Genomic DNA, 13,819 nt, shown 5'->3' with positions numbered 1-13,819 from the left:
TTATAAACCCGACAGATTTTGAAAATCTGTCGGGTTTTAGAAATTAATAATTACAATTTTTTAAATCTCACTGCTCCACCACCAGCTCCACCTAAATTCAATTTTAGAGAATCTGTAGATTTTACTGTTTTCTTAGAAATTGCCACTGCTTCTGGATTGTGTTTTTGATCTGTTCCTTCAGCATCAACATAAATTTGTGCTTCGTAAGTTGCATTTGGATCTAAGAATGACAATGAAACATTTACATTTCTTGGATTTTCATTTGTTAAAGTTCCCAAATACCAATCGGCGCTATTTCTGTCTTTTCTTGCTGTTGTGATATATTCGCCAATTTTTCCTTCTAGAATTTTAGTGTCCTCCCAATCTGTTGGAACATCTTTTAAGAATTGTAAAGCTGGTTTTCCTTCGTAATTTTCTGGAAGATCCGCCAACATTTGAATCGGAGAATAAATCGTCACATACAACGCCAATTGTTGCCCAACTGTTCCTTGAATTCTTTTTCCTGGATAACCTTGTTTTACCTCAACATCAAAAATTCCAGGTGTGAAATCCATTGGTCCAGAAAGCAATCTTGTAAACGGAATAATGCTTAAATGGTTTGGCGGATTTCCTTCGCTCCAAGCATTATATTCTTGTCCGCGCGCTGCTTCTCTTGAAACCATGTTTGGATAAGTTCTACGCTCTCCTGTATCTTTTATCGATTCGTGGTATAAAACGGCTAAATCATATTGAGCTGCTTTTTCTAAAATGTATCTGAAATAATTTACTCCAAACTGTCCAAAGTGCATTTGTTTCATATTCAATTTAGAACCAACGTGACCGATTTTTACGGTGTGTATTCCAAGTTTTTTGTACAAAGCAAAACCTTCATCAACTTCTTTTAAATAGTTAATTAAGTTTGAACCTGTTTCATGGTAACCAATTAATTCGATATTCTTTTTCTTTCCGTATTCAACCACTTTTTCAAGATCGAAATTGTCTGCACTTTTTGTGAAGCTAAACATGTGCATACGATTTTCATACCAACCTGGCGTCCAACCTTTGTTCCATCCTTCTATTAATAAATGATGAAAACCTTCTTTTGCTGTAAAGTCGATATATTCTTCGGCGTGTTTTGTAGTTGCTCCTTGTTTATCACTCTCCCAAAAAGTATATTTCCCGATGTGCATTCCCCACCAAATTCCTAAATATTTGTATGGTTTGAAATAGTTGTTGGTGTTCTTTAATTTATTTGGTTCGTTTAGGTTTAAAACCAAATAAGAAGTAATCAATTCTCCCGGATTTTCTCCAATTTGAAGCGTTCTCCAAGAAGAAGTGAACGAATCTTTTACACGAACTTTTACTCCATCAGCCCACGGCACTAAATCTGATTTTAACTCTGTTCCTTTAGTATTTACCAAAGTCATACTTGCAAAATCAATCAGGTTTGCCTCATGGAAACTTAACGCTAATCCGCTTTTACTTTCGATTGTTAGTGGAGTTAAAACTGTATCTAAAGTGCTTACAGGCGCATCTTTGAAAAGATATTCGTCGCGGTTTTCTCTATTCGCTGGAATCCACCACGCTTTTCCGTCTTCTTTTAAGTTGAAAGTCGTTTTTTCATCCATGATGAAAATACTGTCTTTTACATTTTGTTTTGGATAAACATATCTAAAAGCAACTCCATCGTCGAAAGCACGAAATTGAATTTGTAATTTTCTTTTGTTTCCAGTTTTTTGTTGTAAATCAACAACCAATTGATTGTAATGATTTCTAATGTTTTTCTTTTCTCCCCAAACTTGTTCCCAAGTTTCGTCAAACGTAGAAGTTTTTGCTCCTTTAATTTCAAAGTTTGCGCTTAAGTCTTCATTTCCTTTCAATACAAATCCCATATCCGACGGAGAAATTACTTCAGTCTTTCCGTGAGAAACTGCATATTTTGGAGCGTTTTTTACTAACTCAAATTTGATTGTATTCTTTCCGTTTGGCGATGCCAATTCGTAAGCGTTTTTAGTTTTTTGACTGTAGCCAACTGCTATTGAAAACAGTACGGCTGGGAGAACTAGATAGTTTTTCATGTTTTTTGGTATTATATTTTTTTTGCCACTCCCGATAGCTATCGGGATAAAAAGATTAGAAGGATTTTTTTTATTTTTCTCTCGCAGATTTGGCAGATTGCTTCGCCTGTTCGCTATCGCTCGAGTGAGCTGATTTTAAATATTAAAAAAAATCTGCATGATCTGCTAAATCTGCGAGAGTAATAATCCTTTTAATCTGTGTAATCTGTGGCTATTTTTTTTGCCACGAATTACACTAATTTCCACGAATCAAATTTGTGTTAATTAGTGTAATTCGTGGCTAACTTTTTTTATTTAATCCACTCGGTTTTAAAAGTGGTTTTTCCGTTTAATGGATTTGAAGCTACTTCAAAATTGTTTCCAGTTTTGTTCACTTTTATTTCTTGTACTGCATCACCTTCAGGTAAAAATACTTTGGCTGTTGCCGAAGTCGTTTTGTCGCTTGCGTAAACTTTCAACGTTAATTTGCTCCAATCCATATCTTTTGTAGACTGCGCTAAACCGATGTGTGGAATTGCTGTTCCATCTTTTACTAAAACTACGATTGGCACTTCACCAGCTTTGATTTTATGCCAGCCAGATTGGTACACTTTTTTAGTTTGATAATCAATCCACGTTCCTTCTGGAAGATAAACGTCTCTTTCTTCAACTTCTTCAAAAAGCGGTGCAACCAACATACTTGATCCGAATAAATATTCGTTATCAACTAACCAAGCTCCCGGATCGTTTGGATATTCTACAAAAAGAGCACGCATCATTGGTAAACCTTTTTGAGAACTTTCTTTTGCTTGAGCGTAGATATATGGCATTAATTCGTAACGCATATTATCTGCTTTTCTAAATCCTTCTAAGAATTCTTTGCTATACAACCAAGGTTCGCGAGGTGGTTCTCCGTGGCTTCTTACGTGTGACGTGAACATTCCAAATGGTGTCCATCTTCTGTAAATATTCTCTGGTGATTTAGTTGCAAAACCTCCAACATCATGACTCCAGAAACTAAATCCGCTAAGACCTAAAGAAAGTCCGCCGCGTAATTCTGCCGACATTGCTCCATTTGTAGTTTCAGAATCTCCTCCCCAATGTAAAGGATAACGCTGTGACCCTGCCCATGTACTTCTTGCCCAGATTAAAGTATATCCTTTTTCTTTCTGAGTAATTTCTGCAACCGCTTTGTTGTAACGTAATGGATATAAATTATGCTCATAGAAACCAGTTCTTCCAGAATGGTAAATTCCATCTGGCGGTGCCGCTTCTCCAAAATCTACTTTGAAAACCGCTACACCTTCATCGAATAACTTTTTCAATTTTCCTTGGTACCAAGAAATTGTTTCTGGATTTGAGAAGTCTAAAACAGCATCTTCGTACGGAAGATTTCCTTTTCTGTCTCTTACCGCCAAGTTTTTATCCATAATTTCTGGAAATAAAGTATTCTTTGGCGTGAAATAAGGCAACTGCCAAAGACAAACTTGGAAACCGTCTTTCTTTAAATCAGACATCATTTTTGTGGCATCTGGGAAACGAGATTTTGCAAACTCGTAGTTGTTTCTCCAATCTACATCAAACCAACCTGTATCAAAGTGAATTACGTCTGTTGGGATTTTATATTTACGTAAATCTCTCGCAACGTCACGTCCTTCTTTTTCTGAGAAATAGGTAATACGGCTCATCCAGAAACCGAATGACCAAAGTGGTGGCATCGCTGCTTTTCCAGTCAAATTCGTGTACTGATCTAAAATGTCTTTTGGTTCTCCGATAAAGAAAAACAAATCGGCTTCGTCGTCTCCAATGTACATTTCGTTGGCACTTGAAAAGTATTTTCCGAAGTCAACTGTAATTGGTGTAGAATGGTGCATGAAAACTCCGTAACCACGGCTGCTCATGTAAAACGGAATCGGTTTGTACATCGTTTCATTTTGGATTCCGTTTGCGTCATCCGTCCATAAAACTACTTTTGAACCGCGTTTGTTGAATTGTGTAAATGATTCACCACAACCAAATATTTTTTCGTCTGGTTCTAAACTGAAAGCAGCGCCCATACTTCTTGAATAATCACTGTTTCTGCGAACGTAAGAAAACGGAAGTGTTGGAGTATACGTGTTTTTAAAATCAGTATCGTGAAGTGTGCTTGTCAGCAATTTTCCTTTTTCATCATAGATTTTTACGTGCCACGGTTTTGTCAAGATTTCAACTCTTCCGTGTTTGCTTGTATAACTGTGACCGCCTTCAATTTTAGCATATTTCCATAATTCTGGGTGATTTGGCGCAACGCCGTCAACCAACATTAGAGATTCTTTTTGAGGATGAAATTGCGGTCCAGAAGTCGTTTTGATACGAACCGTTCTATCTGAAACAAACTGAATTTCGAACGGCAAAACAGGAGATTCTGCGTATTCCGTTGTTGGAAATTCGTTTGCTTTTTCTACGTCTGGTTTCATCATCATGTTGTTGAAAGCCTGACGTGTTTTGTAATTGTATCTTAAATATTTGATGGTTCCTTTTCCTGTTGCAGGATCAAAAGAAGCTAGTTCGTCTGCAAAATAAAAAGTATTCAGATAGTTCTGAAAATCTTTACTGATATCTATTGGAGCATTTAATACATCTGCATTTTGGATTTGAGCGTTAGCATTTGGAACTGCTAAAAATCCAAACATAAGAGCAGAAAACAATGCAGTTAGTTTTGAGTTTTTCATTGGTTAATAATCTAGATGTTAGTTTTCCTGCAAGGTTTTTAAAACCTTGTAGGTCTTTACTTTTTTTATTTAAAATATTATAGATACCTACAAGGTTTTAAAAACCTTGCAGGAACTTGACTAATTATTCTGTTGTAATTACAATAGTGGACTGTTTTAATCCGTTTGCTTTTGCTGTTAATTCCAATCTTCCCGATTTATCTCCAGATTGTACAATCACCAAACATTTTCCAGCCAAAGCCGTATGTTTATTTCCTTTATACGATTCATGACTTACAGGATCTCCGCTGCAAACACCTACTATTTTTCCGTTTCCTATTAAAGAGAAATTAATTTCGTTATTCGCATTTGGAACTAAAGTTCCTTTATCATCTAAGATATCAACCGTGATAAATGACAAATCGTTTTTGTCTGCTTTTATAGTTTTTCTATCCGCAGTCAATTTTAATTGAGAAGGATTTCCAGCCGTTTTAATTTCTTTTTCTAAAACTACCTTTCCATCTTTACGAGAAATGGCTTTTAAAGTTCCTGCTTCAAAAGGAATTCTCCACATTACGTGCAGATCGTCTCCTTTTTTGCTTCTTTTTCCAACTGATTTTCCGTTTACGAAAAGTTCAACCTCATCGGCTTTATTGTAGTATGCCCAAACATCAACAGTTTGTCCTGCTTTCCAATTCCAATGTGGGAAAATGTGCAAAACGGTTTTGTCTGTCCATTCACTTTGGTACATATAATAAACGTCTTTCGGGAAACCGGCTAAATCTACAATTCCGAAATACGAACTTACCGATGGCCATTCGTATGGTGTTGGTTCTCCGATATAATCGAAACCTGTCCAAACGTACATTCCTGCCAAGAAATCGTGTTTTTTAATTACTTTCCAAGTCGCTTCATGTGTAGAACCCCACGGAGTTTGAACTTGATCGTAAGCTGAAACCGTATTTCCAGGATTTCCACCTTCAAATTTTTTATCCCAACTAACCGGCCATTTTTTTATAGTATCTGAAACAGCATCATAATATCCTCTTGTCTGCAAACCTGAAGTGGTTTCAGTTGCGATGAAAGGCGTATTTGGAAAATTCTTTAAATGATGTTCGAATGTCTGATGTGCATAATTGTATCCTATCAAATCTAAAACTCCAGATCCAGCAAGCGGATTAATCGAAACATTTTTTTTCTCAAATTGCAAAGTCACATCATCAATATTCATATTTACTGGCGGATTCATTCCTGCAGTGATTGGTCTTGTTTTATCGTATTGGCGTGTAATTGCCGCCAATTCTTTTGCAATTTCAATACCTGTTTCATTCCATTGTTCTGGAATTTCATTACCAATACTCCACATAAAAATACTAGCATGATTTCGGTCGCGTAACAACTGATCGATTAAGTCTTGTTTGTGCCATTTGTCCCAATCATTTGCATAATCGTATTTCGTTTTGTTTTGTTTCCACATATCAAAAGCTTCATCCATGACAATGAAACCCATTTTGTCGCAAAGCTGTAAAAGTTCTGGAGCAGGCGGATTATGTGAAGTTCTGATTCCGTTTACACCCATTTCTTTCAGGATTTCTAACTGACGTTCAATAGCACGCGTATTGATTGCAGAACCTAACGGACCTAAATCGTGGTGCATACAAACTCCTTTTATTTTGACTTGTTTTCCATTCAAAATAAAACCTTTGTTCAAATCGAATTTAAAATCTCTAATTCCAAAAGTGGTTTTGTATTGATCGATGATTTTATCGTCAAGCAAAATTTCGGTAACTGCTGTGTACAATTCTGGTTTTTCATCTGACCATAATGCAGGGTTTTCAACTTCGGCTGACTGCTTTACAATTTGATTTCCATTTGCACTGATTGTTATATCTTGAGTAACCGATGTTACTTTGGTATCTTCTTTAAAAATAGTTGTCGTTACTTTTGCCTTTTTATCTTCTTTATACTGATTTTTAATCGTTGTTTCAATATTTACTGAAGCTTTTTCAGCTGTAACTTTTGGAGTTGTAATATAAGTTCCCCATTGTCCAACGTGCAGTTTATCTGTTGTTTCGATCCAGACATTTCTAAAAATTCCCGAACCAGAATACCAGCGTGAATTTGGTTGTTTTGAATTGTCAACCTTAACAATTATTTCGTTGTTTTTGTCTCCGTAATTTAAGTATGGAGTAATTTCATATTGAAAACCAATATATCCATTTGGACGTTTTCCTAAATAATGCCCGTTTACCCAAACTTCGCTGTTTCTATAAACGCCATCAAAAGTGATTGAAGTTGTTTTTGTGCTGTCTTCTGCAGCAACTTTAAATGTTTTTTTGTACCAGCCTAAACCTCCATTAAGCGATCCTCCACCATATCCGGCAGGACTTTTTTCATCAAACTTTCCTTCGATACTCCAATCGTGAGGAACGTCTAAAGTTCTCCATTTTGTTGAAGTTCCAATTGTATCTTTATCAATAAGACTGTCATTAAGATGAAAGCTCCAATCTTCATTAAAAGAAACTTTTCGGTTACTAAATTTTTCGTCTATAGATGTTTTGCATGCTGTGAGTAATAACAAGATTGCAAGGAGTGACCCTATTTTTTTATATGCAGTCGGCTTAAACATACTGTTTTTAAATTTTAATAACCTGAAAGCAGTTTTTAGGCTGCTTCCAAGTTATTAGTTAACCAAAATTTATTTCATTTAAGGGATTATATAATGGAATACAAACCATTCATCTTTTCCTGCATCATAAGAAGTTCCAAACCAAATACCTTTTGTAAGATAGTCATTATTATAAGCTTTTACGACTTTAATAACATTCGTTGTCGGATTCATCCAGCTTCCTGAATTTTGAATTAAGGTATTAGAACCCAAATTAATTTCGTTTTCAGCTTCATTTATCGTAAACAATCCAGTTGTTACCACACCATTTTGACTTCTTGTGTAGTTTAGTTTTCCTCCAAATTGATCAAAACGAATCCATGAATTACCTGCAGCTGCTGCCCAATCGTCATTCCATCCCCAGTTGTATGAACTTGAAGCTCCTGTTGTCCAACCTTTTCCTTTTCCTAACCAGTCAACTGGATTTCCGTTTCCATCTAAAGCCCAAACTCTTCCTGTACCAGTACCTCCAGTCAGCATTTTTAATAATTCGCCTGGAGCAAAAGTTGGATTAAAACCTTCATCATAAGTTGGTCCAGTTACTGGCGGTACGTAATTGTCTGCATATTCTTTTGAAACAAAATTCCAGATATACCACCATGGCCCTTCGCTGTTGGTTCTCATAATGGCAATTCTCAACTGGTTTTCAGTAAGTTTTAAGATTTTGATATTATTATTCCAGTTGCTTGCGTTTGCAATATAATTATCTGGTCTTAAAATTGTTGCTCCAGTTGTTGTTAAAGTATGCGTATTAATATCTAAGAAATAAGTACCGCTTTCTTTTAGAGTTCCGTCTGCTTCATTCACTTTCATAAACGGTCCTCCCTCTAGACTGAATGTCATGGTTCTTCCCCAATGCATATCTGCATCTGTACTTGAATTTGCATTACCTTCTGGCTCCCAGTTTGGTGTAAAATTATTCCATTCTACTGTTGTGCTAGGATCTGCATAAGACATTGCTCCAAGAGCCATACCGTATTTACCATTATCAGCAATCCATACTTTTTGTTTTCCTACTCCTCCAGACAGAGCTGTCCAAAGTTCATCGTTAACATAATTTAAATTATCCTCTGTTACCGTTACCGTTACTGGATCAAGTTCTACAATACCACCACCTGTAATAGCTGAAATTTTAATGGTATAATTTCCTTTAAAAGCATATTGTACTGTTTGTACTGCTTTATCCGATTTTCCTGTTACGTAATCCCAGTTTAGTACAACTCCAGGTGTTGTGTTTTTTAAGATTACGGTATTTCCTCCTGGATCTTTTGCTAAATCCTGAGTAATTTCAAAATGTATATCCGATTTATCAATCGGGCCGTCTAAAGAGTAACTATCCGGCGAACAAGATGATACTAGCATTGCCAGCATCAATAATGAGGTGATGAATGATTTAATATTTTTCATTTTCATATGTTTTTAGTTAAAATTACCAACCAGCATTTTGTTTTAACACTCCACTAGACAATGTAATTTGTGTATTCGGAATTTGCTGTAATCCTTGTGTTGCTAGGATTTTTGCAGCAGAAATAGTTTTAGTAACTGGACTTCCTCCGCTAAGAAGTTGAGTCGTTTCGGCAATTGTTGTAGAAGCTTTTCCAACTCCTTGACGCAATAAATCCCAATATCTAACTCCTTCTAGAGCAAACTCTAAATATCTTTCTTTCATAATATTATCACTATTCACAGCCAAAGAAGTAAAGTTTGTTTTGTAAGCTCTTCTTCTAACTTCATCAAAATAAGCTTGTGCATTACCGCTTCCTAATTCAGCAGCCATTAATAATACATCAGCATATCTTAACACAACATAATCTTGAAACTGGCTGATATCCCAAAACTGACTTCCCATAGTTAACGGAAGGTCTTTTCCATCTTTATCTACCATTGGAGAATATTTTTTGTTGTAGTAACCAGTGTATTCTCTTTGGTTATTTAATTTATCAAATGGTATTTTTTCTTCTGTGATTCCAATTACAGTTGCTGTACGTCTTGTATCATTAGCCGCGTAAGCATTATACAATTTAGAATTTACAGTCACACCCCAGCCACGTCCGTATGGATAAGAAGAAAACTCTCTCATTCCGAACATTACTAGCCAGTGGTTACCGTCAGTATTTCCGTTATAATCACTTGTGTAAGTATATTTTATAGAAAACACAAATTCTTTATTGTCTTCACCAGCATATTTATCAACTGAAGCTGCAGGCCAAAGTGTAGAAAAATCATCAACCAAAGCATGTCCGCTTCCTGCTATAACATCTTCTAAGTGTTGTAATGCCTGTGCTTTTGTAACTACACCAACCAAATCAGATTTTCCGTAGTATCCTGTGTAATACAAGTAAACACGTCCAAGTAGCGATTTTGCCGCCCATTTAGTAACACGTCCGCTAGTTGTTGCATTGTAAGCTACTGAAGGTAAATTGTTTGCAGCAAAAACTAAATCTTCTGCAATTACTTTATAGACATCATCTGGATTTGCTTGTGGAATGTTGTCTGTTGAAGGCTCTGTCAAAAGAGGAATATTACCCCATAAACGTACCATTTCAAAATACAAATAAGCTCTAATAAATCTTGTTTCAGACTCATAAGTTTTTCTCAAAGTCGTATCGCCTTCCCAGTCAATTTGATCCATTTTCTGTAAAAGAACATTACAACGGTAAAGTGCTTTGTAGTAACCAATCCAGTTACCATTTAACATATCAACATCTGATGGAGAACGTGTAATATCGAATTCATCAATAGCAGCATAATTGTATCCGTCTGAATTTCCAGTTCCTCCAAAACAATCATCAGACATAATTTCACTCACTACAGGAACTCCCATTCCCGAAGCTCCAGTCGCTACTTGCATTCCGTCATAACATCCTACCAATGCAGTATAAGCATCGTCTTTATTTTTGTAAAAATTTGTATCTGTTTGCTGTGTCAAAGGTTCTGTTTCTAGACTGCAAGAACCTAGAGAAAGTAAACTAAAACAGAAAATATATAAATATGTATTTTTCATTTTTTTATTTATTAAAGTTTAACATTTAATCCCATCATGAATGTTCTTGGTCTTGGGTAGTAACCTACGTCAACACCTGATGAAAACTTTTGGTCAGTATTTGATGAACCGAATCCAATTTCAGGATCCATTCCATCATATTTTGTAAAGGTATATAGGTTTAGAACAGAGAAATAAAGTCTAAACTGACTTGCGAAAAAAGGTTTCGATTGTTTCATTTTTGCTAAATCAAATCCTAATGTAACGGTATTAATTCTTAAGAAGTCACCATCTTGAACATATAAATCTGAAAATTGCGTAAAGTTTCTATTGTCTTCTGTTACTCTTGGCATTGTATTAGAAGAACCTTCACCATGCCAACGTCCTAAAATTGCTGATGTGTAATTTCCGTAAGCTCCAGCTTGATTTCTGTATGATTGTACAATTTGGTTTCCAGCTACTCCATTCGCGTTAAGCGAGAAGTCGAAAGCTTTATAACTTGCTGACAAAGAGAATCCGTAAGTAAAATCTGGATTCGGGTTTCCGATACTTGTTTTATCAGAAGCATCAATTTTGTCATCTCCGTTTGTATTTACATAAATAATATCTCCAGGTGCTGCGTTTGGCTGTAATACTACACCGTTTGCTGATTTATAATTATCAATCTGAGCTTGATTTTGGAAAACCCCGCCTGTTTTGTATCCCCAGAAATATCCTAACGGATGTCCGTTTTCTGCTCTATAGAATTCTCCAGCATTGTCATAAAGTTCGTTGCTCAAACCGTGAATGATTCCATCAGAAGTAGGAATTTGTCCAACTGTGTTTTTATTGTAAGCACCGTTTGCACTAATGCTGTAATTAAAATCTCCAATTTTGTTTTGGTAATTTAAGCTCAACTCTACCCCTTTGTTTACTACATCTCCTCCATTGATAAACGGCGGATTTGCACCAGCAGTAGCTAAGATTGGAGCTAGAATTAACCAATCTTTGTTTGTCTTTTTGTACACATCGAAGTTTACACTTAATGCATTGTCTAAAAATCTTGCGTCAAAACCAAGGTCAATCTGCTCTGAAGTTTCCCATTTTAAACTAGGATTCGCTAAATTTTCAAGATAAGCACCTGGAGTAAGAACTCCTTCTTCATTACCAAAAGTATAATTAGTAGTGTTTGATTTTACTAATGCTAAGTATTGGAAAGGACGAATACTTTGGTTACCAACTTGTCCCCAGCTTCCTCTAAATTTAAGGAAATTGAATACTTTAGAATCTTTCAAAAATTCTTCGTTTGATGCAATCCAACCTGCAGAAACAGATGGGAAATAACCCCATTGATTTCCTGGTGCAAATTTTGAAGAACCATCAGCTCTAAGCGTTGCACTTAACAAGTAAGTTTCTCTGTAGTTATAATTTAATCTTCCGAAGTATGACATTAATTTGTTCTCGTACTTACTTCCTTTCATACTCATTTTAGCACCATCTTTATTGGTAGTGTTATCTAACCAAGCATGTTCTAAATCGTTAAAAACTGAATCTGCGTTAGCTGCTTCAATAGAAGTTACATTATAAGTGATGTAAGAAGAACCTGCTAATGCTTCAAAATGATGATTTTCTCCTGCATTAAATTTATAAGTCAATAAGTTATCCCAGTTAATGCTTCTGCTCTTGTTCATGTTTTGATTCACTCTGTCAAAAGCATTGTTTGCATAAATAGATAAACTGTAAATTGGAGAATAAGAGTGTCCTTCATTTACATTATAGTCAAGACCTAAAGTAGTTTTGAAAGTTAAATTCTTAATTGGCTCAATCTGCAAGTAAACATTTCCTAACAATTTTTGGCTGTCACTTTCATTCTGATTGTTATAAACCATCATCGCATATGGGTTTGATACTCCTGTCAACCAAGGCTCTGTACTTTTTGTTGTATCAAAATAATTTCCGTTTGCATCATACATTGGTAATAATGGAGTCGCTTGAAAAGCACTTCTCAAAGAGTTATTATATTGATTTCCAACTCCAATTCCATTTTTATCCACATGAGCAAAACTTATATTTTCACCCAATGTCACTACATCTTTGTATAATTTATGTTCTGAGTTGAATCTGAAATTGTATCGTTGATAATTTGATAAATCTTTTCCTCCAACAACACCTTCTTGGCCTAAATAAGATAAAGAGGTAGAATAAACAGAAGTTTCTGAACCTCCAGAAGCACCAAAAGCAAAGTTTTTAGTCGCTGCATTTTCAGTCAGCATCTTATCCATCCAATTGGTTCCAGATCCTAAAGCTGCAATTTGATCATTTGTAAAATATGGATTTTTACCTGAGTTTACAGCCGCTTCATTTAATATTGTCGCATATTCTTTTGCATCTAGTAAATCTACTTTTCTTGCTACAGACTGCACACCATAATATTGGTCAAAAGTAATTTGGCCCGGAGCACCGCGTTTTCCTTTTTTAGTAGTTACTAAAACAACTCCATTAGACGCTTGAGATCCGTAGATAGCAGCCGAAGCCGCATCTTTTAAAACCGAAATCGATTCGATATCTGCATTATTTAAATATGAAATATCTCCAGTCAAAACGCCATCAACTACATACAAAGGATTACTTCCTGCAGTAGAACCAACACCTCTAATTACAACATTTAAGCTTTCACCTGGCTGTCCTGATGTAGAAGTAATTTGAAGTCCCGCAGCTTGTCCCTGAAGTGCCTGAAGCGCATTTGTAGTATTGGTTTTTACAAGACTCTCGCCACTTACCTGCGAAACAGCATTGGTTACCATTGCTTTTTTCTGAGAACCATATCCGATTACTACAATTTCTTTAAGTTCTGCCGTTTCTGGATTCAAAACTACATTAACCGTTTTTTGAGCTCCAACAGTAATATTCTGTGTTTTGAAACCCACAAAAGAGATTGCTAAAACATCTCCTGTTTTAGCCTCAATTTTATATTTTCCATCAAAATCGCTAATAGTACTCGATTTTGTTCCCTGTACTTGTACAGTTGCTCCGGGAATTCCAAATCCGTCTTCGGAAGAGGTAATTGTCCCACTTACAGTTTTGGATTCTTGAGCAAATCCAAACTGCATCATAAATACGCTAAGCAGCACCGCCATAAAATATGGAAGCTTTGTTGTTTTAATACAATTTTTGCTTTTCATAATAAGAATTGATTAAGTTTAAGTTATAGTTAGTGTTTTTTTACCTTAGGAGAAATCCGGAAAAACTTCCCAAGCAGGTCGTGCCAAAAATGAGGGCCTGAATCTCATTTCTAACATTTAATACTTGCAGACTATAAACAACTTCAAAATCGATTCTTTGGGCAAAATTTGATGATGGTAATCGCATCAAAAAGCTATTTAAATCAATTTTTATAAAAAACATTTGTGGTAAGTTTAAGTTAAGTGTAAGTTTGTTCTTTTTTTGCTTATGGTCAGTTTGA

6 protein-coding genes are annotated in these 13,819 nt (G+C 35.6%); all 6 read right to left on the bottom strand.

Features of this window, described 5'->3' with window-relative positions:
* Positions 1-50 precede the first annotated feature (50 nt).
* The 6 genes from JC605_RS05725 to JC605_RS05700 all read right to left on the bottom strand — a co-directional run bounded on the left by JC605_RS05725 (position 51) and on the right by JC605_RS05700 (position 13,538).
* Positions 51-2,057, bottom strand: coding sequence for a glycoside hydrolase family 97 protein (locus JC605_RS05725; protein WP_198855271.1), 2,007 nt, complete (start codon positions 2,055-2,057; stop codon positions 51-53).
* A gap of 290 nt (positions 2,058-2,347) precedes the next feature.
* Entirely contained in the window at positions 2,348-4,747 is a 2,400-nt protein-coding gene (locus JC605_RS05720; protein WP_198855270.1) for an alpha-xylosidase, read from the bottom strand.
* A gap of 124 nt (positions 4,748-4,871) precedes the next feature.
* Positions 4,872-7,355: a glycoside hydrolase family 2 TIM barrel-domain containing protein gene (locus JC605_RS05715; RefSeq protein ID WP_198855269.1), complete on the bottom strand. Its 2,484-nt coding sequence runs from the start codon at positions 7,353-7,355 to the stop codon at positions 4,872-4,874.
* 78 nt (positions 7,356-7,433) lie between these two features.
* Positions 7,434-8,801: a hypothetical protein gene (locus JC605_RS05710; RefSeq protein ID WP_233074031.1), complete on the bottom strand. Its 1,368-nt coding sequence runs from the start codon at positions 8,799-8,801 to the stop codon at positions 7,434-7,436.
* A gap of 22 nt (positions 8,802-8,823) precedes the next feature.
* Entirely contained in the window at positions 8,824-10,398 is a 1,575-nt protein-coding gene (locus tag JC605_RS05705; protein ID WP_198855268.1) for a RagB/SusD family nutrient uptake outer membrane protein, read from the bottom strand.
* A gap of 11 nt (positions 10,399-10,409) precedes the next feature.
* Positions 10,410-13,538 (bottom strand): TonB-dependent receptor, encoded by a 3,129-nt coding sequence (locus tag JC605_RS05700; RefSeq protein WP_198855267.1) that lies wholly within the window; start codon positions 13,536-13,538, stop codon positions 10,410-10,412.
* Between the last annotated feature and the right edge of the window lie 281 nt (positions 13,539-13,819).

Source organism: Flavobacterium sp. IB48 (assembly GCF_016405855.1).
In the GTDB taxonomy this organism is placed as follows: Bacteria; Bacteroidota; Bacteroidia; order Flavobacteriales; family Flavobacteriaceae; genus Flavobacterium; species Flavobacterium ginsengisoli.
The sequence above is the reverse complement of the archived record's forward strand: the minus strand, read 5'-3'. Positions and strand labels throughout refer to the sequence as shown.

Bases quoted from the DNA above. Each gene is read 5' to 3' on its own strand.
- JC605_RS05705 (WP_198855268.1), bottom strand. From the start codon at position 10,398: ATGAAAAATACATATTTATATATTTTCTGTTTTAGTTTACTTTCTCTA.
- JC605_RS05710 (WP_233074031.1), bottom strand. From the start codon at position 8,801: ATGAAAAATATTAAATCATTCATCACCTCATTATTGATGCTGGCAATG.
- JC605_RS05715 (WP_198855269.1), bottom strand. From the start codon at position 7,355: ATGTTTAAGCCGACTGCATATAAAAAAATAGGGTCACTCCTTGCAATC.
- JC605_RS05720 (WP_198855270.1), bottom strand. From the start codon at position 4,747: ATGAAAAACTCAAAACTAACTGCATTGTTTTCTGCTCTTATGTTTGGA.
- JC605_RS05725 (WP_198855271.1), bottom strand. From the start codon at position 2,057: ATGAAAAACTATCTAGTTCTCCCAGCCGTACTGTTTTCAATAGCAGTT.
- JC605_RS05700 (WP_198855267.1), bottom strand. From the start codon at position 13,538: ATGAAAAGCAAAAATTGTATTAAAACAACAAAGCTTCCATATTTTATG.